The organism is Microbispora sp. CL1-1, assembly GCF_012034195.1.
Taxonomy (GTDB): Bacteria; Actinomycetota; Actinomycetes; order Streptosporangiales; family Streptosporangiaceae; genus Microbispora.
Genome location: NZ_JAATEK010000013.1, coordinates 51966 through 74547 on the forward strand (window position 1 = coordinate 51966; position 22582 = coordinate 74547).

19 protein-coding genes are annotated in these 22582 nt (G+C 72.3%); 17 read left to right on the forward strand and 2 right to left on the reverse strand.

Going from position 1 to position 22582, the window contains the following annotated elements:
• The first annotated feature begins 101 nt into the window (after window positions 1–101).
• The 10 genes from HCK04_RS17645 to HCK04_RS17690 all read left to right on the forward strand — a co-directional run bounded on the left by HCK04_RS17645 (window position 102) and on the right by HCK04_RS17690 (window position 11870).
• A complete protein-coding gene (locus HCK04_RS17645) occupies window positions 102–2849 on the forward strand; it encodes an AAA family ATPase (protein ID WP_168066023.1) in 2748 nt (915 codons plus the stop codon).
• 74 nt (window positions 2850–2923) lie between these two features.
• Window positions 2924–3211, forward strand: coding sequence for a hypothetical protein (locus HCK04_RS17650; RefSeq protein ID WP_142648438.1), 288 nt, complete (start codon window positions 2924–2926; stop codon window positions 3209–3211).
• An 88-nt stretch (window positions 3212–3299) separates the two neighbouring features.
• Entirely contained in the window at window positions 3300–4481 is a 1182-nt protein-coding gene (locus HCK04_RS17655) for a steroid 3-ketoacyl-CoA thiolase (RefSeq protein ID WP_142648439.1), read from the forward strand.
• 163 nt (window positions 4482–4644) lie between these two features.
• Window positions 4645–6270 carry a beta-1,3-glucanase family protein gene (locus tag HCK04_RS17660; RefSeq protein ID WP_142648440.1) on the forward strand — a complete coding sequence of 542 codons (1626 nt, stop codon included), beginning with the start codon at window positions 4645–4647 and terminating at the stop codon, window positions 6268–6270.
• Window positions 6271–6570: 300 nt separating this feature from the next.
• Window positions 6571–7755 carry an extracellular solute-binding protein gene (locus HCK04_RS17665; protein ID WP_205830390.1) on the forward strand — a complete coding sequence of 395 codons (1185 nt, stop codon included), beginning with the start codon at window positions 6571–6573 and terminating at the stop codon, window positions 7753–7755.
• On the forward strand, window positions 7752–8654 hold the full coding sequence (locus tag HCK04_RS17670) for a sugar ABC transporter permease (RefSeq protein WP_142648441.1): 903 nt from the start codon (window positions 7752–7754) through the stop codon (window positions 8652–8654). The genes HCK04_RS17665 and HCK04_RS17670 overlap by 4 nt, the downstream gene beginning before the upstream one ends.
• Window positions 8651–9475 (forward strand): carbohydrate ABC transporter permease, encoded by an 825-nt coding sequence (locus HCK04_RS17675; RefSeq protein WP_142648442.1) that lies wholly within the window; start codon window positions 8651–8653, stop codon window positions 9473–9475. Before HCK04_RS17670 ends, HCK04_RS17675 begins: the two co-directional genes overlap by 4 nt.
• On the forward strand, window positions 9472–10362 hold the full coding sequence (locus HCK04_RS17680; protein WP_142648443.1) for an ROK family protein: 891 nt from the start codon (window positions 9472–9474) through the stop codon (window positions 10360–10362). The genes HCK04_RS17675 and HCK04_RS17680 overlap by 4 nt, the downstream gene beginning before the upstream one ends.
• Complete coding sequence (locus tag HCK04_RS17685) at window positions 10356–11099, forward strand: GntR family transcriptional regulator (protein ID WP_142648444.1); 744 nt, start codon at window positions 10356–10358, stop codon at window positions 11097–11099. The genes HCK04_RS17680 and HCK04_RS17685 overlap by 7 nt, the downstream gene beginning before the upstream one ends.
• Window positions 11100–11111: 12 nt before the next feature.
• Window positions 11112–11870, forward strand: a complete 759-nt coding sequence (locus HCK04_RS17690) for an SIS domain-containing protein (protein ID WP_205830391.1) — start codon at window positions 11112–11114, stop codon at window positions 11868–11870.
• A 70-nt stretch (window positions 11871–11940) separates the two neighbouring features.
• Here the strand turns inward: HCK04_RS17690 and HCK04_RS17695 are convergent, their stop codons facing one another.
• Window positions 11941–13335, reverse strand: coding sequence for a PLP-dependent aminotransferase family protein (locus HCK04_RS17695; protein WP_142648445.1), 1395 nt, complete (start codon window positions 13333–13335; stop codon window positions 11941–11943).
• A gap of 112 nt (window positions 13336–13447) precedes the next feature.
• Between HCK04_RS17695 and HCK04_RS17700 the strand changes: the two genes are divergently transcribed.
• The 7 genes from HCK04_RS17700 (at window position 13448) to HCK04_RS17730 (ending at window position 19787) form a co-directional block, all read left to right on the forward strand.
• Window positions 13448–14689: a Tm-1-like ATP-binding domain-containing protein gene (locus HCK04_RS17700; RefSeq protein WP_142648446.1), complete on the forward strand. Its 1242-nt coding sequence runs from the start codon at window positions 13448–13450 to the stop codon at window positions 14687–14689.
• A 13-nt stretch (window positions 14690–14702) separates the two neighbouring features.
• Window positions 14703–15533: a phosphoenolpyruvate hydrolase family protein gene (locus tag HCK04_RS17705; protein ID WP_142648447.1), complete on the forward strand. Its 831-nt coding sequence runs from the start codon at window positions 14703–14705 to the stop codon at window positions 15531–15533.
• A 152-nt stretch (window positions 15534–15685) separates the two neighbouring features.
• Window positions 15686–16630, forward strand: coding sequence for a bifunctional MaoC family dehydratase N-terminal/OB-fold nucleic acid binding domain-containing protein (locus HCK04_RS17710; protein WP_142648448.1), 945 nt, complete (start codon window positions 15686–15688; stop codon window positions 16628–16630).
• Window positions 16627–17052: a MaoC family dehydratase gene (locus HCK04_RS17715; protein WP_142648449.1), complete on the forward strand. Its 426-nt coding sequence runs from the start codon at window positions 16627–16629 to the stop codon at window positions 17050–17052. The genes HCK04_RS17710 and HCK04_RS17715 overlap by 4 nt, the downstream gene beginning before the upstream one ends.
• Window positions 17049–18224, forward strand: coding sequence for a lipid-transfer protein (locus tag HCK04_RS17720; protein WP_142648450.1), 1176 nt, complete (start codon window positions 17049–17051; stop codon window positions 18222–18224). The genes HCK04_RS17715 and HCK04_RS17720 overlap by 4 nt, the downstream gene beginning before the upstream one ends.
• A 261-nt stretch (window positions 18225–18485) precedes the next feature.
• Window positions 18486–19286 carry a hypothetical protein gene (locus tag HCK04_RS17725; RefSeq protein WP_142648451.1) on the forward strand — a complete coding sequence of 267 codons (801 nt, stop codon included), beginning with the start codon at window positions 18486–18488 and terminating at the stop codon, window positions 19284–19286.
• A gap of 288 nt (window positions 19287–19574) precedes the next feature.
• Window positions 19575–19787 (forward strand): hypothetical protein, encoded by a 213-nt coding sequence (locus HCK04_RS17730; RefSeq protein ID WP_142648452.1) that lies wholly within the window; start codon window positions 19575–19577, stop codon window positions 19785–19787.
• Between the two features lie 86 nt (window positions 19788–19873).
• On the opposite strand, the gene HCK04_RS17735 is transcribed toward HCK04_RS17730, so the two are convergent.
• Entirely contained in the window at window positions 19874–22156 is a 2283-nt protein-coding gene (locus HCK04_RS17735) for an HNH endonuclease signature motif containing protein (protein ID WP_168066025.1), read from the reverse strand.
• Window positions 22157–22582: the final 426 nt, after the last annotated feature.

Below are 22582 nucleotides of genomic sequence, written 5' to 3' on the forward strand. Positions count from 1 at the left end.
GGAGCCGGGTGGTCGTCCGGGAAAACACTCATCCGGCATACTCATTCGACGTACTGATTGGACACATCATTTCGGCGGCCGGCTGCCCGTACGGTATTCGTGTGACGGAGCTTGTCGGGCGTGGGCGTGAGCTGGCCGAGGCGGAGACCCGGTTATCCGGGGTGCGGGCCGGATCGGGCGCCGTCGTCCTGGTCGAGGGCGAGGCCGGCGCCGGGAAGACCGCGTTCGCGAACGCGCTGACCCGGCGCGCACGAGCCGCCGGGCACGCCACCGCCTGGGGGTCCTGTCTCGAAGTCGAGCCGGGCGCGCCGTTCCGGCCGTGGCTGCAGATCCTGCACGCCTTCCGGGCCCCGGCCACCGGCCTCGACGAGCCCGCCGACGCCTCGGTCACCCGATATCGGCGGTTCGACGCGGTCGTGGAGGCGCTGCGCGACCGGGCCACCGGTGACGGCCTGCTGCTCGTCCTGGACGACCTGCACGCCGCCGACCTCGGCTCGTTACGCCTGCTGCAGCATGTCGCGTCCGAGGCGGCGGACCTGCCGCTGATGCTGCTGGCGCTGTTCCGCGACGGGCAGGCCGGCACGGACCGGCACGAGGTGCTCAGCGCGGTGGGCCGGGAGCGCGGGGCGCACCGGATCCGCCTCGGCGCGCTCGCCGCCGGCGACGTCACCGAACTGGCCACCAGGGCCGCGGCGGGCCCGCTGGACGCGGCGACGCTGCGCGCGATCGGCGAACGGTCCGGTGGCAACCCGCTGTTCGTGGTGGGGCTGGCCCGGCTGGCGGGCACCGGCGAGCGGCTCCCACGCGGGATCCGCGCGACGATCGGCCGGCGGCTGGACGCGCTTCCCGCCGATACCCGGCTCCTGCTGCGCCGGGCCTCCGTACACGGACGGGAGTTCGACGCGGCCACCCTCGCCGCGACCGTGCGCCTGACGCGCGACGAGACGGTCACGCGGCTGGGCCCCGCCCTCGACGCCGCCCTCGACGCCGCCCTGGACGCCGGGGTGCTCGTCGCCGACGGGCCCGTGCTGCGCTTCGACCACGTGCTCACCCAGGAGGTGCTCTACGCCGAGCTGGGGCCTGCCGGGCGGCAGGAGCTGCACGCGCGCGCCGCTGCGGCGGTCGCCGACGGCCCGATCGAGACCGTGGCGCATCACCTGCGCCAGGGCGGCGAGGCGGAGGCGCTGACGGTCACGTTGCGCGCCGCCGAGCGGGCCCGGGGCCGGCTCGCGTACGAGGACGCCGCATACCAGTATCGGGCCGCCCTCGGCCTGCTTCCCCGGGCGGACGACGGAACCCGGGCCCGGCTGCTGCTCGACCTCGCCGGCTGCGAGTTCCGCGCCGGGGCGGTGGACGCCGCCTGGCGCTGCTGCCAGGAGGCCGCCGACCTGGGCCGGGCCGCGGGCGACGCGGCCGTGCTCGCGGACGCGGCAACGGTCCTGCGCGGGGTCACCGACTCCTCGGTCACCCCGCGGATCCACGCCTTGTGCCGGGCGGCGCTGCCGCTGCTCGGCGACACCGAGCCGGTGCGCCGCGCCCGGGTCCTCGCCCAACTGGTCGTCACCGCCGACCCGTTCGGCCCCGGCCCGGAGGCGACGTACGGCGGCGACCCGGACGCGGTGTTCCTCGCGTTGCAGGCGCGCGGCACCGAGCTGACCGGGGCGGGGCACGTGCTGGAGCGGCTCTCGCTCGGCGAGCGCGCGGTGCGGCTGGGCCGCGAGGTCGGCCGCCCGGAGTACGCGGCCTGGGGCCATCTGTGGCGGCTGGGCGCGTTCGCCGAGCTGGGCCGCCGGGTGCCCTTCGACACCGAGCTGGCCGAGTTCGCGGGCGCCGTCGACCAGCTGCGCGAGCCGCTGTGGACGTGGCGGCTGACCCTGGTGCGTGCGTCCGTCGCGTTCAGCGAGGGCCGGCTGGCCCTGGCCGCCGAGCTGATGGCGGAGGGGCAGGCGCGGGGCCGGCGCGCCGGGCACGAGGGGGCCGAATTCTTCCACCTCATCTATGCCGATGCGCTCGCGCAGCTCACCGGCGAGGGATACGAGCCGGTGGAGCGGGCGGTGCGCGCGTTCACCGAGCAGGGCCCGTTCCTGTCCCGCGCCTGGCACGTGAACGTGCTGACGCACATGGGCCGCATCGACGAGGTGCGGGCGATGTGGCCGTCGCTGGTCCCGCACCTCGGCGCGTTCCCGCGGCACGCCCGGGAGTGGGTCGTCGCGATGTCCGGGATGACGGACGTGTGCGTCGCGCTCGGCGACCGGGAGACCGGTGCGTGGGTCTACACGCAGTTGCTGACGTTCGCCGACCGGCAGGTGATCGCCGATCCGCTGGGCCCCGGGCTTGGTCCGGTGGCACTGCGGCTGGGCCGGCTCGCCCGGCTTCTCGGCGACGCGGAGGCCGCCGGGGAGCACCTGCGCGTCGCGCTGGCCACGAGCCTCGCACTGGGGTTCGCGCCGGCCACCGGACACGTCCACCTCGAACTGGCCCGCGCGGCGCTTGACCAGGGTGACCGGGCCGCCGCCCGCGAGCACCTCGACGCCGCCGGTGACCTGGCGCGGCGGCTGGGGCTGGCGACGCTCCAGGCGGCGGTCGAAGCGGTGGCCGAAAGGGCGGCAGAAGTGGTGGCCGAAGTGGTGGTCACGCCGCCGGCCGGCCCGCTGACCCCGCGCGAGGGGCAGATCGCCGCCCTGGTGGCCGAAGGGCTGTCCAACCGGCAGATCGCCGAGCGGCTCTACCTGTCCGTGCGCACGGTCGAGAACCACGTCGCGCACATCCTGGTGAAGCTCGGCTTCGAGTCGCGGGCCCGGATCGCCTCCTGGCACACGGAGAGGGCACACGGAGAGGGCACACGATAGGGCACACGGATAGGTACCGCGGATGAGTGGTCGCACGGATGCCCGGCGCCGGTCCCGGCCATAGCGTGCGGGCCATGCACGCGGTTGTAGGGATCTGGTCCGCCGACGAGAGCCGGCGGGCCGAGCAGGAACAGGCGCTGCGCGCCGCCGTGGTGCCCGAGACCGCCGCGCGGCCGGGCTTCGTCAGCGGCTATTGGATGCGGGACGCGCAGACCGGCAAGATGCACACGGTCGCGGTCTTCGACACCGAGCCGCACGCACGCGCGTTCAAGGACCACATCGCACAGGCCACCCAGGCGGCCGCCCGCGTCGGCGTGACCGTCGACGTGCTCGCGATGGTGGAGGTGTCCGCTCATGCCTGACTCCGGTCCCTGTTTCGCGATCGCGGGCACGCACCACTGAGCGGGACCTGGACGTGTCCGCACCGGAGAAGATTTCTAGCCTCTCCTCATGACGCTGAAGGTGGCATCCCCGTTCGAGGCCGTCATCGTCGACGCGGTGCGCACACCGGTCGGCAAGCGGTACGGCGCCCTGTCCGGGCTGCACCCGGCCGAGCTGCTCGGCGTGGTGCACCGGGCACTGATCGAGCGCAACGGCCTCGCCGCCGAGACGGTCGAGCAGGTGATCGGCGGCTGCGTCACCCAGGCGGGGGAGCAGGCCAACAACGTCACCCGCCAGGCATGGCTGCACGCGGGCCTGCCGTACACCACGGCCTGCACGTCGATCGACTGTGCCTGCGGCTCCGGCCAGCAGGCCGTCCACCTGGTCGCCGGGCTGATCGCGGCCGGGGCGATCGACGTCGGCATCGGCTGCGGGATCGAGTCGATGAGCCGGGTCTTCCTCGGCGCCGCGGTCACCGCGGGCCCTGGCAGCCCGTTCCCGCCGTCCTGGTCGCTGGACCTGCCCGACCAGTTCACCGCGGCCGAGCGGATCGCGCAGCGGCGCGGCATCACCCGTGAGGACGCCGACGCGCTCGGCCTGCGCTCCCAGCGGCGCGCCGCGCGGGCGTGGGCGGAAGGCAGGTTCGACGGCCAGGTCCTCGCGGTGGAGGCGCCAGTGACGGGACCGGAGGGGCCGACGGGGGAGACCGCCGTCGTCACCAGGGACCAGGGGCTGCGCGACACCGGCAGGGAGGCACTGGCGAGCCTGCGGCCGGTGATACCGGGCGGCATCCACACCGCGGGCAACTCCTCGCAGATCAGCGACGGCGCGGCCGGGGTGCTGCTGATGAGCGCGGGCCGGGCGCGCGACCTCGGGCTGCGCCCGCGGGCGCGCATCGTCGCCTCCGGCGTGGTCGGCTCCGATCCCTGCTATCACCTCGACGGGCCCATCGACGCGACCCGGCACGTGCTGCGCAAGGCAGGCATGAAGCTGCCGGACATCGACCTCGTCGAGGTCAACGAGGCGTTCGCCTCGGTCGTGCTGTCCTGGGCGCGGGCGTTCGACGCCGACATGGACAGGGTCAACGTGAACGGCGGCGCGATCGCGCTCGGGCACGCGGTCGGCTCGACCGGCTCCCGCCTGCTCACCCAGGCGCTGTGCGAGCTGGAGCGCACCGGAGGCTCGACCGCCCTGGTGACCATGTGCGCCGGCGGCGCGCACGCCACGGCCACCGTCATCGAACGCGTCTGAGCAACCGGATCGGAAAGCGCTCTCCCGAGCGGGCTCGGCTCCCGGCGGCGGCATGACAGGTGTCAGATGCCTATTGACGGGTGGTCAGTTAACAGTAAAGTTACTTGTCTGAGAGCGCTCTCACAGCTCGTCTACGCCCTTCACCCCCCAGAGGAGCCGAGAGATGCACATGTCGTCGCGGCGATGGCGGCGCGCCCTGCTCGCCGTCGTCCTGCTGGCCCAGGCGGTGGTCCTCGCCGCCGGGCAGCGGGCGAACGCCGCCGTCACGCAGTTGCCCTTCACGATCACCAACAACTCCGGCCGTGGCGACGCGACGTACGTCTATGTCGTCGCCCGCAACTCGATCACCGGTCAGCAGGGCTATGTGGACGCCTCGGGAACGTGGCGCGCCTACTCCTTCCCCTCGTCGATCCCCAACGGGCCGGTTCCCGCGCCGGACATCGCGATCCCCGGGCCGGGCACCGGCGCCCGCACGACCGTCACGCTGCCGCCGAACCTGTCCGGCGGCCGCGTCTACGTGTCGATGGGCGCGAAGCTGCGCTTCTTCCTCACCACGAACGGGCTGGTCGAGCCCGCGCCCTGGGTCGACAGCGACCCGAACGCCGGCATCCTCTACGACTGGGCCGAGTTCGCCCGGACGAGCAACGGCGGCGCGGGCATCTTCATCAACTCCACCACCGTCGACATGTTCGGCTTCCCGCTGACGGTCGGCGTCACCGACGCCTCCGGCAACACCCAGACGCAGGGCATCGCCGGCGACCGCGCCGCCATCCTCAACGCGTTCGCCGGCCTGGGGTCGCCGTGGTCGGCCCTGACGACGACCCGGGCCTCCGACGGCCTCCCGCTGCGCGTGCTCGCACCCGTCCACGCCATCGCCAAGGGCCTGTTCCCCTCGACGTACCTCGACTCCTACGTGAACGGCGTGTGGTCCTACTACGCGACGCGTCCGCTGACCGTGCAGACGTCGCTGGGCACCTTCACCGGCACCACAAGCGGCGCGAACTGGACGTTCCGCAACGCGTCCGGCGCCGTCATCGGCACGCTCACCAAACCGGCCACGAGCGACGTCTTCGCGTGCGCCGGCGGCATGCAGCCGCCGAACCAGCCCGACCAGGCGGCCATCCTCGCGGTGGGCGCGCGGGTCTGCGCCGCGCTCAACCGCGCGACGCTCTCGACGACCGGCCGGGTCATGTACGACACCCAGCCGACGACGGACGCCACGAAGTTCTACGGCCAGTCCGCGTCGAACCTGTTCAGCAAGACGATCCACGCCCACTCGCTGAACGGCCTGGCCTACGGCTTCTCCTACGACGACGTCGGCGGGTTCGCCCCGGTCATCGACCAGCCCAACCCGTCGTCGGCCGGGATGACGATCGGGAGCTTCGGCGGGGGCACGGGCGGCCCGTCCGGCGCGAACATCATCGGCCCCGGCGGCAAGTGCGTCGACGTGGCGGGCGACGACACCGGCGGCAACGGCGCGGCGGTGCAGCTGTGGGACTGCCAGTCCTACGCCAAGGACCAGTTCTGGACCTGGAGCGGGCAGACGCTGCGCACCCTCGGCCGCTGCCTCGACGTGCGGTCGGGTGGCACCGCCAACGGCACCCCGCTGCAGCTCTACGACTGCAACAACACCGGCGCGCAGAACTGGGTGCTGCGGGCCGACGGGTCGATCCAGAACCCCCAGTCGGGCCGGTGCGTCGACTCGCCCGGCGGTGCGACCGGCAACGGCACCCGCCTGCAGATCTACGACTGCAACGGCACCGCGGCCCAGCGCTTCGTCATGCGGTGACCCGGCAGAGGTGAAAGAGCGGCCCGGCGGCAACCGCCGGGCCGCTCGCTCGTTCACGTCCTCGCCCGCAGCCCTTCCCCTCGCGGCAAAAATTCGTTATAACAACCTAACGATGTAACGACGCCCGGTCGGCGGCGGCGTACAGCGGGGAGGAGGCAGACCCCCTTGAGAACTGTCGGAGCGATCTCACTAGGTGCCGTGCTGGCGCTCGCGCTCGCCGGATGCGGCGGCTCAGCGGACAACGGAGCGGCCGGCGGACCGCAGACGATTTCATTCCTTACCCACTGGGGACCCGAACAGGTGACGGCGCTCAAGGCCGCGGCCGCCGCGTTCCACACCAAGAACCCCGATGTCACGGTGGACATCCGGGCGGTCCCGTTCGCGAACCTGCTCAGCACGCTGAGGACGCAGGGCGCGAGCCCCAACGGCCCCACCATCGCGGGCATCTACGACCTCTGGCTGCCCGAACTGGTGCGGGACGGCCTGGCCGCTCCCGCCCCCTCGGACGTGGCCGCGGACGTCAAGGCCGCCTGGCCGGGCAACATGGTCGACGACGTCACCAAGCAGGGCCAGGTGCGCGGCTATCCGAACGAGGTCGACCTCTACGCGCTCAACTACAACAAGAAGCTGTTCGCCGAGGCGGGCATCCCCGCGCCGCCCAAGACCTGGGACGAGCTGAAGGCCGACGCCGCCAAGCTGACCAAGCGCGACGGCGGCAAGGTGACGCAGCAGGGCTTCGGCGTGATCACGAGCTGGGCCTCGGGCGCCGTCCACCCCTGGCTGTCGCTGGTGGACTCCAACGGCGGGCAGCTGCTCGACGGCAGCACGCCCAAGCTGGACGACCCGAAGGTCGTGGCCGCCGCGCAGCTCTACGCCGACCTGATCAAGAGCGGCGCCACCCAGCCGTCCATGAGCAGCGCCAACGCCAACACCACCGGGCCCTACCTCGACAACTTCGTCAACGGCAAGACCGGCATGATCATCATGGCGAACTGGTGGCAGAGCGCGCTCAAGCAGGCCATGGGCGACCGCTACTCCGACGTCGGCGTGGCGCCGGTGCCGGTCGGCCCGGACGGCACGGCCTCGGCGGGGGTGTCCTACTCCTGGCTGACGATGGTGAACGGCAAGGCCTCGCCCGCCAAGCAGGACGCGGCGTGGAAGTTCCTCCAGTTCCTCAACGGACCCGACAGCGGCAAGAGCGGCTCGTCCGCGATGGGCGACATCCTGATGTCGATGGGCATCCTGCCCAGCAGGACCAGCGACCTCACGGCGCACAAGGCCGACCTGTCCGACCCGTTCATCGCGGCGTACGTCGCCGAGCTGCCGAACGCGAAGCCGTTCCCGACGGTGCTGGGCGGCGAGGCCATGAGCCAGGCCGTGCAGAAGCACATCGAGAACATCGTGTTCGGCAAGGAGACCGCGCAGCAGGCGATGACCGCGGCGCAGAGTGAGGTCGCCGACATCCTGGCCAAGGCCGGGGCATGACCGTTGCTCGGGGGCACGCCCGGCGAGGGGCGGCGATAGCCTTCCTCTCGCCGGCGATGGCGGTGATCGTCCTGTTCGTCGCCGTGCCGATCGCCCTGACCTTCTGGATCAGCCTGCACGACTGGTCGATGTACACGCCGCTGACGCAGATGACGTGGCGGGGCCTGGGCAACTACGCCGACCTGCTGCACAGCGACGACTTCCTGAACGCGCTCGGGAACACCCTGGTCTACGTCGTGCTCGTCCTGGTGACGACGGTTCCGCTGGCCCTGGCGCTCGGGATGCTGCTCTACTTCCCGAAGACGGCGGGCAAGGCGGTGGCGCGGGCCGCGCTGTTCTCGACCTACGTGATCCCCACGGTGGCCATCGCGATCGTCTGGGGTGCGCTCTACGCGCCCGACTACGGCCCGATCTCGCAGGCGCTCGGCGCCCTCGGGATCGACTCGCCCGCCTGGCTGAGCGACCCCGGGACCGCGCTGTTCTCCCTGGTGATCTTCCACGTCTGGCAGATGACCGGCTACTACACGATCCTGGTCATCGCGGGGCTCACCCAGATCCCCGACGACGTGTACGAGGCGGCCCGCATCGACGGCGCCGGCTTCTGGCGGCAGACGTTCAGCGTCACGCTGCCCCTGCTCCGCCGTACGACGACGTTCATCGTGCTGATCGCCGCGATCAACGCGATCCAGGTCTTCGACCCCGTCTACATCCTCACCCAGGGCGGGCCGGCCGAGAGCACCACGGTCCTGTCGTACGCGATCCAGCGGGCGGCGTTCCAGAACGGCATGGCGGGCCAGGCGAGCGCGATGGCCTTCAGCCTGCTGCTCGTGCTGGTGGCCGTCACGGGAGTCGTCCTCGCGGCCATGCGCAGGCGTACGGCGGCGGAGGGACGGTCATGAGGCGCACGGCACGCGCGGCCACGGCGCTCGCGCTCGGGCTGGTCATCCTGGTGCCGCTGTTCCCGCTCTACTGGATGGTGATCTCGGCGCTGAAGGGCCCGGAGGAGCTCCAGAAGGCGCCGCCGACCTGGTTCCCGTCGCACGTGACGTTCTCCGCGTTCGGCGAGGTCTTCCAGGCCGTCCCCTTCGGCAGCGCCTTCGCCAACAGCGTCCTGATCGCCGGGGTCTCCACGCTGTCGGTGCTGGTGACCAGCGTCATGGCGGGCTTCGTGTTCGCGAAGTATCGCTTCCGGGGCCGCGACCTGCTCTTCTGGTCGGTCGTCGCGACGATGTTCCTGCCGCCGATCGTGACCCTGGTGCCGCTGTACTGGCTGGTCTCCACGATGGGCCTGGCCGACTCCTACATGGGCGTGATGCTGCCCTGGCTGGCCAACGCCTTCGGCATCTTCCTGATGCGGCAGTTCATCGCGGACGTCCCCGACGAGCTGATCGAGGCCGCCCGCCTGGACGGCGCCTCGGAGGGGCGCATCGTCTGGCAGATCGTCACGCCGCTGCTGCGCCCGGCGCTGGTCAGCCTCGCGATCTTCGCCTTCGTCTTCTACTGGAACAACTTCCTGTGGCCGCTGTCGATCCTGCAGTCGGACGACAAGTTCCCCGTCGTCCTCGCGCTGAGCCGCCTGCTGTCCTACAGCACGAGCGTGCAGTACCAGAACGTGGTCATGGCCGGGGCGCTGATCGCCAGCGTGCCCACGATCGTGGTGTTCCTGCTCGCCCAGCGCGTGTTCGTCCAGAGCATCTCCCGGACGGGGGTGAAGGGATGACGACGTACGTCGGCATCGACGTCGGCGGCACCTCCGTACGGGTCCTGGCCGAGACGCCGGACGGACGCGGCGAGCTCGTCACGGCCCCGGTGGCCGGCTCCTACGACGCGTTCCTCGCCCAGGTGACCACGCTCTGCGCGGGAATCGCCCGGCCGGCCGGAGTCGGGATCGGCCTGCCGGGGACCTCCGGGGAAGATCGGCCGGTGTTCGTCCCCGCGCTGCCGTGGCTGGAGGGCCGCCCGCTGCGGGAGGACATGGAGGCCCGCCTCGGCGCGCCCGTACGGCTCGCCCTGGACGGCCACCTCACGCTGCTCGCCGAGGCCGCCGAAGGCGCGGCCAAGGGGGCCAGGTCCGCCGTGCTGCTGGCCGTCGGCACCGGCATCGGCGGCGCCCTCCTGATCGACGGCCGGATCTGGCGCGGCGTCCACGGCAGCGCCGGCTCGTGGGGCTGGCTGCCCGCCGACGTGCCGGACAGCCCTCTCAACGGCCCTGTTCACGGCCCTGTTCACGGCCCTGTTCACGGCCCTGTTCACGGCCCTGTTCACGGGTCGTTCGAGCGGGCCGCGTCCGGCTCGTCGCTGCGCGACGGCCCCGCCCTGATGGCGGCGGCCCGCGCGGGAGACGAGCGGGCGTGCGCCGCGCTCGACGCGTACGCCGCCCGCCTCGCCCGGGGAGTCGCGGCTGTCGCCAGCACGATCGATCCCGAGATCATTCTCATCGGCGGCGGGCTGGCCGACGCGATGGACGTCCTCGGCCCTCCGCTCCAGCGGCACGTCGCGAGGTTCGCCTCACCCGACGGCCGCCGGGTGCCGGTGCGGCCCGCCGCACTGGGCTCCCGGGCGGGCGTCGTGGGGGCACTCCTCATCGCCAGAACGGAGGAATGGTGATCGTGAAGGGGCTGGACCCCACCTCGGGTGTCCCTCTCTATCTGCAGGTCGAACGGAGCCTCCAGCAGCGCGTCGACGCCGGCGAATGGGTGCCCGGCCAGCGCCTGCCGACCGAGGACGAGCTGGGCAAGGCGTACGGCGTGAGCCGCGTCACGGTCCGGCAGGCGGTGGCCCGGCTGGTCGACCGCGGGGTGCTGGTCAGGGAACAGGGCCGGGGCACCTTCGTCCGCGACACGAGCCTGACCGCCGGCGCGCGGTGGGTGACGTCGTTCACCGCCGAGCTCGCGCAGCTCGGCCACAGCGCGGGCTCGCGGGTGCTCGGCCAGTCGGTCGTCACGGCGGGCGAGGAGGACCTGCCCCCCGAGATGCAGCTGCCGCCGGACGCCCGGATGCTGCGGCTGCGCAGGCTCAGGACCGACGGCACCCGGCCGGTGGGCGTGCAGACCGCGCTCCTCCCGCTCGACCGGTTCCCCGGTATCGACGACATCGACTTCACCGACCGGTCGCTCTACCAGACCCTCAACGAGAAGTACGGGCTGGTCCCGCGCGAGGCCGTCGAGACCTTCACGGTCGGCGGCGTCCTCGACGAGGACGCCGCGACCCTCGGAGTGGCCGCGGGCGCGCACGCGTTCTACGTCGAACGCCTCACCTTCGACGCCCACGGCCCGTTCGAACACGTACGCAGCGTCATGCGCGGAGACCGATACCGCGTGCGGCTGGCGCTGCGGACCCCATGAAAGGAAACGTCCGTGAGTTACACCCGAACCCTGATGACCATCCTTGACCGGCTCGCCTCCACACAGGAGGAGGCGCTGGCGACCGTGGCCGAGCGCAGCGCGGACGCCATCCAGAACGGCGGCCTGATCCACCTGTTCGGCAGCGGCCACTCGGTGATCCCCACCATGGACGCCTTCCCCAGGTATGGCAGCTTCGCGGGCATCCACCCGCTCACCGATCCCCGGCTGATGTGGCACAACGTGCTGGGGCCGGGCGGCGTGCGCGAGCTGCTCTGGCTGGAGCGCACCGAGGGATACATCAAGCAGTATCTGGACCACGAGCCGCTCGCCCCCGGCGACGTGATGGTGGTCTACAGCCACGGCGGCAGGAACGCGGCGCCCGTCGAGGCGGCCATGTACGCGGCCGAGCGCGGGCTGTTCACCGTCGCGGTCACCTCGGTGGCCAACCTGGAACGCCCGGCCGAGCACTCCAGCGGCAAGCGGATCGCGGAGATCTGCGACGTCACGATCGACACCGGCGTGCCGGTGCAGGACGCCATCATCGAGGTGGACGGCTGGGACCGTCCGACAGGGGGCGCCTCGACGGTGGTGGCCAGCGTGGTCAGCCACGAGATCGTGACCCGTACGGCCGCCGTGCTGGCCGGCCGGGGCGTCGTGGTGCCGACGTTCGTCTCCCCGACCGTGCCCGGTGCCACCGTCTCGTCCAATGACGAGGTGTTCGCCGACCACCGGCGCCGCCTGCTCGCCGCCGAGGCCCGCGATCAGCGCTGAGGTGACCCGGCACTGAGATGACCCGGATGAGATGACCCGGATGAGATGACACTGTGACCGGCGCCGTCGCTCATTCGAGCAGGTCGACCGCCTGCGCGAACTGGTCCACGGGCCGCCAGAACGGCAGCCGGATCCGGGAGCGCTGCGCGTTCGCGGGGGAGAAGGCCGGGCCTGCGGTGACCAGCACGCCTCTCCTGCGAGCGCGCTCGGCCAGAGCGACGGCGTCGGTCCCGGTGTCGATCCACAGCGCCGTGCCGCCGCTCGGCGGCGTCCACCGCCACGCCGGGCGGCGTTCGGCCAGGACCGCCACGGCGTCGGCGAGATGGGCCCGCAGGCGCCGCGTGCGCTCCCGCCGGGCCCGGTCCGCCTGCGTCAGCAGCTCGGCGGTCACCATCTGGTCGAGCACCGGAGCGGCCAGGTCCAGCGCCGCCTTGGCCTGCGTCAACCGCTTGATCATCGGGCGTTCCGCGCGTATCCACCCGACCCGCAGCCCGCCCCACAGCAGCTTGGACGCGGTGCCGATCCGGATCACCAGGCCGGGGCCGGGCGGATCGGGCAGCGGCGGGCGCACCCCGCGGTCGTCGAGGATGAGGTCGGCGCAGGAACGGTCCTCGATCGTGAGCAGGCCGTGCCTGCCGACGATCTCGTTGAGCCGCTCCCTGGCCGCCGCGGGCAGGCTGATCCCCGTGGGGTTGTGCGCGGCGGGCTGGCAGTAGAGCAGAGCGGCCCGGCGCGCCACCCGGTCGAGGTGATCCAGGTCGAGGCCGTCCGCCCGCACGGGCACCGCCGTCAGCCGCGCCCCCGCCGTACGGAACGCCTCGATGGCGCCGCGGTAGCCCGGCTCCTCGACCAGGACCTCGTCTCCCGGCGTCACCAGGGACGACGCGCACAACCAGACGGCCTGCTGGGAGCCGGAGGTGACGAGGATCTGATCCGCCTCCGTCGGCAGCCCCTGCGCGCGATACTGCTCGGCGACGACCGCGCGCAGACGCGGCAGCCCCGCCGCGTAGTAGCCGTCGCCGGCGAGATAGACGTCGAGTTCGCATAGGTCGACCGCTGACACGGCCTCCCGCACCAGCGACAGGGCGGGCAGGGCGCCGCTGGACAGGTCGAGCTCGGCCAGGCGGCGGGTGCTGCCGAAGGACGCCAGCCGTCCGTCGACGACGTGGTCGCCGCCGCCCGCGCTGCGGTCGCGCCGGACCCGCGACCCGGATCCCTGCCGTGACGTGAGCCGCCCCCGCGCGGCCAGCTCCGCGTACGCCTCGGCGACGGTCCCGCGGGAGACCCCCAGCGCGGCGGCCAGCGCGCGCTGCGGCGGCAGCGCGGCCCCCTCGACCAGCACGTTGCCGGCGACCAGTTCGTCGAGCGCGTCCGCGAGGGCGTGCGGCAGCGGCATGTCGTCCGCCCGCCAGCCCCCGAGCAGGCGGGCCAACGCGGCACTGTCGACATGTTCCGCGCGTGCCATCTCACCGTCCCCCTGTACGCGTGGACCAATTCTGCGTGATTGGCCTGGCCGGTTCGGCCGCTGCCGGACATTCTCGACCGTACGGGCAGGTCGACGACGACAGGAGGCCGCGGTGGCGACGGTAGTGCTGCTGGGAACGCTGGACACCAAGACCGAGGAGTACCTCTGGGTCCGTGACCGGCTGCGAGAGGCGGGCTGCGACGTGCTCCTGGTGAACGTGGGCACCTTCGCCGCCGGGGCGGAGCACGCCGACGTCGGCGCGGACGAGGTGGCCCGGGCGGCGGGCGCCGACCTCGACGGGCTCCGCGCCGGCCGCGACCGCGGCGCCGCGATGGACACGATGGCGACCGGCGCCGCCGTGGTCGTCCGCCGGCTGTACGACGAGGGCCGCCTCGACGGCCTGCTCGCGATCGGCGGCTCCGGTGGCTCGTCGGTCGCGGCCCGGGCGCTGCAGACCCTGCCCGTCGGTGTGCCCAAGCTGCTGGTCTCGACCATGGCCTCGGGCGACGTCCGCCCGTACGTCGGAGACGTGGACGTCACGCTCATGTACTCCGTCGTGGACATCTCCGGCATCAACCGGCTCTCGCGGGCGGTGCTCGGCAACGCCGCCGCCGCCATGGCCGGGATGGCCCAGCGGTACGCCCGGGTCCGTGGCGAGACGGGGACCGGCGACGACCGGAAGCTGATCGGCGCGACGATGTTCGGGCTCACCACGCCCGCCGTCGACGAGGCCCGCGACCACCTGACCGCCCTCGGATACGAGGTGCTGGTCTTCCACGCCACGGGGTCCGGCGGGCGGGCGATGGAGGCCCTCGCCGCCTCCGGCATGCTCGACGGCGTGCTCGACCTGACCACCACCGAGCTGGCCGACGATCTCGTCGGCGGCGTCCTCACCGCGGGACCGGACCGGCTGGAGGCGGCAGGGCGGGCCGGCATCCCGCAGGTGGTCAGCGTCGGCGCGCTCGACATGGTCAACTTCGGGCCCCGGGACACGGTGCCGGAGAAGTTCGCGGACCGGAAGTTCCTGGTGCACAACCCCACGGTCACCCTCATGCGGACGACCCGCGAGGAGATGGCCGAGCTGGGCGCCAGGATCGGCGGCAAGCTCGGCCGCGCCACCGGGCCGGTGGAGGTCTTCCTGCCGCTGAAGGGCGTCTCGGGGATCGACGTCGAAGGCGGGCCCTTCGCCGACCCCGACGCCGACGCCGCCTGCTTCACCGCGCTGCGGGACGCCCTGAAGGACACCGGCGTCCCCGTCCACGACGTGGACGCCGCCATCAACGACCCGGGATTCGGCCGGGCCGCGGCGGAAGCGCTGCACCGCCTCATCCGTGCGTCCGACTCCGCACGCTGAACTGGAGACTGAGATGAACCGCGAGACAGCTCTCGAACGTCTGCGCGCCACCGTACGGGCCGGCCGGCCCATCATCGGCGCGGGCGCGGGCACCGGCCTGTCGGCCAAGGCCGCCGAGGCGGGCGGGGCCGACCTGCTCATCATCTACAACTCGGGCCGCTATCGCATGGCCGGTCGCGGGTCGCTCGCCGGGCTGCTGCCGTACGGCGACGCCAACGCGATCGTCGTCGACATGGCGAGGGAGGTCCTGCCGGTCGTCCGCGACACCCCCGTGCTGGCCGGGGTATGCGGCACCGACCCGTTCCGGCTCATGGGCCCGTTCCTCGACCAGCTCAAGGCGATGGGCTTCGCCGGCGTGCAGAACTTCCCCACCGTGGGGCTGTACGACGGCAAGTTCCGGCAGAACCTCGAAGAGACCGGGATGGGATACCGGCTGGAGGTGGAGATGATCAGGGAGGCGCGGCGGCGTGACCTGCTCACCGCCCCCTACGTCTTCGACGCGGAGCAGGCGGCGGCGATGACCGAGGCCGGAGCCGATGTTCTCGTGCCCCACGTCGGGCTGACCACGAGCGGCAGCATCGGCGCCGAGACCGCCCTCACCCTCGACGAGGCCGCCGCCGCGGTGCAGGAGATGCGCGACGCCGCCGTCGCGGTGAACCCCGACGTCATCGTGCTGTGCCACGGCGGCCCCATCGCCGAGCCGCAGGACGCCCAGTTCGTGCTCGATCACACGAACGGGATCGCGGGTTTCTTCGGGGCGTCGTCGATGGAACGCCTGCCCACGGAGAAGGCGATCGCCGCCCAGGCGACCGAGTTCAAGAGCCTGCGGCTCGGTCCCGCCTGACCCGGCCCTCACTCGGCCTCACTCGGCCTCATTCCGCTTCACTCGGTCTCACTCCGCTCCCGGTCAGCGGGATTCGCCGGATCGCCGGCGGGTCCCGCTGACTAACGTCTGGACAGCGTGCAGACCGGCGTGCAGACCGGTGTGGAGGACCGATGACCGCCTACGAGGACTTCGCCGGACGGGAGATCCTTCCCCCGCAGGAGGGGCCCGACCCGGTGAACGCGCCCATGATCCGGCACTGGGCCGAGGCGATGGGCGACCGCAACCCGATCTACCTCGACGAGGACGCCGCCCGCGCGACCGGCCGCACCGGGATCGTCGCGCCCGCGTCGATGACCCAGGCGTGGACGATGCGCGGGTACGCCCGGGCTCCCGATGGGGGAGGCGCCGGCGGAGCGCCGGGGGCCGAGGAGCTGTACGCGCTGCTGGAGAAGGACGGCTACACCTCGGTGGTGGCCACCGACTCGGAGTTCGAGTTCCACCGCGAGCTGGTGGTCGGCGACCGGGTGAGCGTCCGCGAGGTGGTGGAGTCGATCTCCCCGGAGAAGAGCACCGCGCTGGGCGCCGGCCGGTTCGTGACGACGGTCCGCACCTACACCGACCAGCACGGCGAGGTCGTCGCCGTCCAGCGCTGGCGCCTGCTGTGGTTCCGGCCGAAGGCGTCCTCCCCTGGCGAGCGGGTCCCGAAGGCGTCGCGGCCGCGGCCGGTGATCAACCGCGACAACGCGTTCTGGTTCGAGGCGGCGCGCGAGCACCGGCTGGTGATCCAGCGCTGCGCCGGGTGCGGGACGCTGCGCCATCCGCCCGGCCCCTGCTGCCCGCACTGCGGCTCGTTCGAGTGGGACACCGCCGAGGCGTCGGGCCGCGGGCAGGTCTACAGCTTCGTGGTCAACCATCACCCCCGCCACCCGGCGTTCGGCTATCCGCTGATCGTCGCGCTCGTGGAGCTGGAGGAGGGCACGCGGCTCGTCACCGACCTCGTCGGCGTGGAGCCGGGGGAGGTCGAGATCGGCATGCCCGTCGTCCTCGACTGGCTGGACGCCGATCCCGGCCTGTCGCTTCCCGTGTTCCGCCCGCAGCTCGGGGTCGTGTCATGAACGGGCGGACGTACGAGGAGGTGGCGGTGGGGGAGGAGCTGCCCGCGCTGCCGATCCCGCTGACCCGCACGCTCATCGTGGCGACCGCGATCGCCAGTCGCGACTACCAGGACGTCCATCACGACCCCGGCCTCGCGGCCGAGCGCGGGTCGAAGGACATCTTCATGAACATCCTCACCACCAACGGCCTGGTCGACCGGTACGTCACGGAATGGGCGGGCCCGGCCGCCGTCGTCAAGGCCATCAAGATCCGGCTCGGCGTGCCCAACTACCCGGGCGACACGATGACGCTGACCGGCACGGTCACCGCCAAGCACGACGACGACCACCGGGTCGAGATCGCCGTACGCGGCGAGAACGGCCTGGGCGCCCACGTCACCGGCACCGTCGCCGTACGGCTTCCCGCGAAGGACGTGACATGAGCGGCTTTTCGGGCGCGGCGGCGATCGCCGGCATCGGGGCCACCGAGTTCTCCAAGGACTCCGGCCGCAGCGAGCTCCGGCTCGCCTGCGAGGCCGTGCTCGCGGCTCTCGCCGACGCCGGCCTGAAGCCGTCCGACGTGGACGGGATGGTGACGTTCACCGCCGACACCAACGCCGAGATCCACGTCGCCCGTGCCACCGGCATGGGCGACCTGACGTTCTTCTCGCGCATCCCGCACGGCGGCGGCGCGGCCTGCGGCACCGTCCAGCAGGCGGCGCTGGCCGTCGCGTCCGGCGTCGCCGGCGTCGTGGTCTGCTACCGGGCCTTCAACGAGCGCTCCGGGTTGCGCTACGGCCTCGGCCAGGCGGGCGACCCGGCCGACACGGGGGCCGAGGGCGCGGCGTACGCGTGGCTCACCCCGTTCGGCCTGTCGACGCCCGCCCAGTGGGTGGCCATGTTCGCCCGCCGCTACATGCACGAGTACGGCGCGACCAGCGAGGACTTCGGCCGGGTGGCCGTGGTCGACAGGACGCACGCCGCGACCAATCCGGCGGCCTGGTTCTACCGGCGGCCCATCACGCTCGAAGACCACCAGGCGTCGCGCTGGATCGCCGAGCCGCTGCACCTGCTCGACTGCTGCCAGGAGACCGACGGCGGGCAGGCGCTGGTCGTGGTCTCGGCCGAGCGGGCGCGCGATCTGCGGCACCCGCCCGCCGTCATCCTCGGCGCGGCCCAGGGCTCCGGCGACGACCAGCACATGATGACGAGCTACTACCGTCCCCGCATCACCGGCATCCCCGAGATGGGGCTGGTCGGGCGGCAGTTGTACGCGCAGAGCGGCCTCGGCCCCGCCGACATGGACGCGGCGATCCTGTACGACCACTTCACGCCGCTGGTGCTGCCGCAACTGGAGGAGCTGGGTTTCTGCGCCCCCGGCGAGGCCAAGGACTTCGTGGCCGAGGGCAACCTGGAGCTCGGCGGGCGGCTGCCGTTCAACACCCACGGCGGCCAGCTCGGCGAGGCGTACCTGCACGGCATGAACGGCATCGCCGAGGCGGTGCGGCTGGTGCGGGGCACCAGCGTCAACCAGCCCGAAGGCGTGCGCAACGTGATCGTGACCGCCGGCACCGGCGTGCCCACCAGCGGCCTGGTCCTCGGGACGGACCGGTGAACACCCGCAGCCGGCCGCCCCGCGGTAAAGGATAGGGGCGCCGAAGTTCCACGAGGGAAATTCACTCCCGTCAGTTCCGCTTCGATGACGGCGATTTTCACGCGCAGTTCTTGCCCTGTTTTCGGCGGGCCCATATCCCGGGGGTGACGTGAGAGCGTTTCCCGAATGGTCAAAGCCGAATCTTGACCGGCGCGGAGCGCAAACCTAGCCTTCGTTGGAGCGTTTCCGGATCCACCCGCCCGCGTTCGATAAAGGAGAGCCATGCGGCTTTCTGTGGACTTCGCCGCCGATCGTTCCGGAACGGCGGAGCTCGCATGGGGGCAGCGGGACATCTGGGAGGCCATCCAGAAGGTCGGGCCGGACAACGCGCATTATTTCAACGTGCCCCGGCTCCTCGCCGTCCCGGGCGCGGGCGGCCCGCGCAGTCCCCGGGCCGTGGCGGCCGCCCTGGCGCAGGTGATGGGCCGGCACGACGCCCTGCGATCGCTCGTACGGCTCGGCGCGGAGGGGCCGTACCAGGAGGTGGCGGCGGCCGGGACCCTGCCGATCGAGACGGTCGAGGTGGCACGCGACGCCGCGGACGGCGCGGCGGCGGACCTCGTCGCCCGCCTGGCCGGCCGCTCGTTCGGCGACGGCGAGCAGCCGCTGCGCGCCGGTCTCGTCGTCTGCGACGGCGCCGCCACACATGTGGCGCTGGTGCTCAACCACGTCGTCGCGGACTGGCACGCGGCCGACGTCGTGGTGCGCGACCTGCGGATGCTGCTGCTCCGCGGCGCGATCGCGGGGCCGCCGCCGTCGCAGTTGCTCGACCTCGTGCGGGACGAGTCGATGGCCTCGGCCCGTTCGGACCGGGCGATCGCGCAGTGGGAGACGCTGCTCCGCACACCGTGCCGTCCGCCATGTTCCCGGAAGCGGCCGGAGCGGGCGCGACGCCGCGATACGCGCGGGCCGTGCTGTCGTCGCCCCGGCTCAACCGCGCCGGCCAGGTGCTGGCCCGCCGCGCCGGCGTCAGCACCGCCACCGTCCTGCTCGTGGCGGTCGCCGTGCTGCTGCGCGAGCTGACCGGCCACGAGGTGTGCGCGATCACCCCGATCGTGCACAACCGCTTCAACGACCGGAGCCGGGACCTGGTCACCAGCCTCAACCAGTTGGGGTTGTTCACCCTCGGGCCCTGCGAGAGCCTTCCCGAGACCCTCGTGAGCGCCTATCCGGCGGTTCTCGCGTCCTACCGGCGGGCCCGTTTCGACTCGCTGGCCCTGAACGCGATGATCGACCGGATGAGCGCCGACCGGGGGGTCCCCATGTTCCCGTCGTGCTGTTTCAACGACCTGCGCCCCGGCGAGGACCCGTGTGTCGGCGGCGGCGCGGACGGGGAGTCCGAGCTGGAGTGTCCCCGGCACCGACAAGCGCAGCTGCGACTTCTGCGTGGCCCTGATGCGCTGGAAGGGCACGCTCGGGGTGGAGCTGAACGCCGACACCACCCGCCTGCCCGAGAGCGAGATGGCCGCGCTGCTGCACCGGCTGGAGTCCTTCGTGGTCGGCGCGGCTCAGTCGCTCTCGTAGCACCGCCGCCTGATCCCGATCCGGTGGTAGGTGAAGGCCCAGCGGTCGGTGCCCCCCCGTGCGTCGCCCCTCCTCACTCCCCCGCCTCATTCCCGTAGTCGCCGGGCTGTTCCCAGGCGGTGGTAGGTGAAGGCCCAGCGGTCAGTGCCTACGTTGCGGCGGGTGTAGCGCTCGGGGTGCTGGTAGCGGTCGCGGTTGTGGAACTGGCAGGCCGGGCCCAGCAGCTTCAGGTCCGTCAGCCCTCCGCTGCTCCAGTTGTCGGCGTGGTCGATCTGGCACATGGTCGCCGGGAGCGGGCAGCCGTCGATCCAGCAGGTGGCATACCGGGCGTACACGGCCCGTCGTTGGGCGGGGGTGGCGAGGCGGACTTTGCGGCCCATGTCGAGGACCTGTCCCTCGGCGTTCATGACGATCCGCACCAGAGTGGAAGTGCGGGCGAGGCGGTGCACGCTGGAGACGGGCAGCACCTGCCCGGTCGCCGGCAACAACCCCGGCGCCATCCCCACCGACGCCCCCAGCGATGCCCCCAGCGATGCCACCAGCGCTGGTCCGAGCAGTGCCCCGGGCAGCACGCCTGCCGACGCCCCCGGCGCTGCTCCCGGTGACGCGCCTTGCGTCGCTCCTTGCGCGGTCTCCGGTGTTCCTCGCCCGGCTCCCGGTGCTGTTCCCGATGCCCTCCCGGGTGGTGTCTCCGGCTCCGGTCCCGGCCCGCCGGGCGCCGTTCCCGATGGCCCCGGTGCCCCCGGTGCCTGCGTCGCACCCGAGCAGCGCGCCTGGCCGTCGCACGGGCACGTGCCCTGGCCATGCCGGCAGTCCCCCGCAGGCCGGGGCCCGGCGTGGGTGTGACGTGGGGAGGCGTCCTCGGGAGGAGGGTCTGGCCGCGCCGCCTCCGAGGGCGCTATGTCGCAGTCGGCAGAGGCAGTGCTCGCGGTGTCGCGCAGCTCGCGCTCGCTGGGCCGCCGGTCACGGGCCTCGCACTCACCGGGCCGCCGCCCACCGGCCTCGCGCTCACCGACTCCATACTCGCGAGACTCCTTGTCGCGAAGTCCGGTCGTGGCATCGGTGGAGCCAGGGGCAGGGTCGATGGCGGAGTCGGCGGCAGGGGCGGTGGCGGGGGCGGCCTCGGCAGTGTCGAACTCATCTGAGCCATCGGGGGCGTCGCTGCCGCCCGCATCATCGTGGCCGCCCATTTCGCCGGAGACGGTGTCGTCACCCTGGCTCGGGTCCTCGGTGCTTCCGGTCTCATTGGGGGCGTAGCCGCTGGTGTCGTCGGCCTGGGCAGCGTCGAAGTCGTCGGGGTCGTCTGCGCCGCTCGCGTGACCGGGGCCGCTCATCGGGTCGGAGACGGTGTCGTCGGCCTCGCCGTCAGCAAGGTCGGCGGCGGGGTCGGCGTCGTCGTCGGGGGCAGAGTCGCTGGTGTCGGTGTTGTCGGGGTCGGTGGGGAGGGATTCGGCGCTGACCACGACGAGGAGCTCGGTGGCGATCTTCTGCTCCAGCAGGGCGATCAGCGCGTCGGCCTGGCGTACCGTCAGCGGGCGGTCATCCCCCTGCGCCCTCTTCTTGGCATAGGCCTGCAACAAGGCCATCAGCCGGGCGCCGGCCTCACGCGGCAGGTAGAACTCCCCTTCCACACCGCCGCCCTTACTGGTGCGGACCCGCAGGAAGCGCCGCCCGTAGTCGGCCTGCTCGTCGCGTTCTTCGCCGTCGGGGTCGAGCACCGCGCGTAGGTGGCGGCCGGCTTTGGCCACTTCGGCCGCCCCGGCTTTTCCTGCCAGCTCCACCAGGATCGGCTCGGCCAACGCGGCCTGCTCGTCGGACAGCCCGGCGACGGCGGCGCAGATGGCCTCCACCACCCCCGCCGCCAGGTCACCCGCAGCGAACTTCTCCCGCACCACCGGGAGGCGCGGCAGTTCCGCCCCCAACGTGAGCAGGCGGCCCGCACCGCCCACCGTCATCCCCCCGCTGGTGCGCAACCAGCAGCGGGTGGAGGCATGCCCATGCTGCCTGGCCTGTCCCGCACGATGCACCCGCCCCACCCGATCGGCCAGCGCACTCGTGATTCGGTCACGGGCGAACAGCAACTCCTCCGCCTCGGCCAGGCAGGTATCCACGTCGTCGGGAAGCGGGGTCAGCGCCAGCTCTTGGGTCAGCTCACGAACAGACCCCACCACCACCCACGACGACCGGCCCTTGCCCTGACCGGCACCGGGGGCGTCATCGCTGGTGCTGCTATCGGCGTCGCCATCAGCGCCAGTGTCGCCCTCGTCCTCGGCACGGCTCGCACGCTGCGGGGGCTCGAAGCCGATGATGGGGAAGGGCTCGTGGGCGGATGAACCGTCGGACGACCACAGCGGGGAATTGGCGGTCAACCGATCCCACCAGCCGTCGTCGAAACTATTCGCACGACGAGAGCGATCAGGGTCTGGATTGAACAGATCCATCTCGCCCTCCTCAAGTCATTCGAAAACTTGTATTAATTCTCTCACCTATTTTCCGTGAGCGGCAACTCGCCGAGGGGCTAAGTTGGAGCTTCAGGCGGGTCATAAAAGCCGCAAAACGCGCCTGCGGGACATGGGCATAAGCACGTACGGGACATAAGGCGGCAGGCAGGAAATCGAGCAGGGCATGGACCGGCCCGAAAGGCTCGTAAGGCAGAAAAGGCAGAAAAGGCAGAAAAGGCAGAAAAGGCAGAAAAGGCCGGACGAGCGCCGGGCGGGGGCGTTTCCATCCTGAAGTGTGCCGACGGACCCGGCCGCCGCCCCCGCATCCGCCTCCGCATCCGCCTCCGCGTACGG

Bases quoted from the DNA above. Each gene is read 5' to 3' on its own strand.
- HCK04_RS17660 (WP_142648440.1), top strand. From the start codon at position 4,645: ATGCACATGTCGTCGCGGCGATGGCGGCGCGCCCTGCTCGCCGTCGTC.
- HCK04_RS17725 (WP_142648451.1), top strand. From the start codon at position 18,486: ATGCGGCTTTCTGTGGACTTCGCCGCCGATCGTTCCGGAACGGCGGAG.
- HCK04_RS17710 (WP_142648448.1), top strand. From the start codon at position 15,686: ATGACCGCCTACGAGGACTTCGCCGGACGGGAGATCCTTCCCCCGCAG.
- HCK04_RS17675 (WP_142648442.1), top strand. From the start codon at position 8,651: ATGAGGCGCACGGCACGCGCGGCCACGGCGCTCGCGCTCGGGCTGGTC.
- HCK04_RS17655 (WP_142648439.1), top strand. From the start codon at position 3,300: ATGACGCTGAAGGTGGCATCCCCGTTCGAGGCCGTCATCGTCGACGCG.
- HCK04_RS17670 (WP_142648441.1), top strand. From the start codon at position 7,752: ATGACCGTTGCTCGGGGGCACGCCCGGCGAGGGGCGGCGATAGCCTTC.
- HCK04_RS17685 (WP_142648444.1), top strand. From the start codon at position 10,356: ATGGTGATCGTGAAGGGGCTGGACCCCACCTCGGGTGTCCCTCTCTAT.
- HCK04_RS17650 (WP_142648438.1), top strand. From the start codon at position 2,924: ATGCACGCGGTTGTAGGGATCTGGTCCGCCGACGAGAGCCGGCGGGCC.
- HCK04_RS17715 (WP_142648449.1), top strand. From the start codon at position 16,627: ATGAACGGGCGGACGTACGAGGAGGTGGCGGTGGGGGAGGAGCTGCCC.
- HCK04_RS17695 (WP_142648445.1), bottom strand. From the start codon at position 13,335: ATGGCACGCGCGGAACATGTCGACAGTGCCGCGTTGGCCCGCCTGCTC.
- HCK04_RS17680 (WP_142648443.1), top strand. From the start codon at position 9,472: ATGACGACGTACGTCGGCATCGACGTCGGCGGCACCTCCGTACGGGTC.
- HCK04_RS17720 (WP_142648450.1), top strand. From the start codon at position 17,049: ATGAGCGGCTTTTCGGGCGCGGCGGCGATCGCCGGCATCGGGGCCACC.
- HCK04_RS17705 (WP_142648447.1), top strand. From the start codon at position 14,703: ATGAACCGCGAGACAGCTCTCGAACGTCTGCGCGCCACCGTACGGGCC.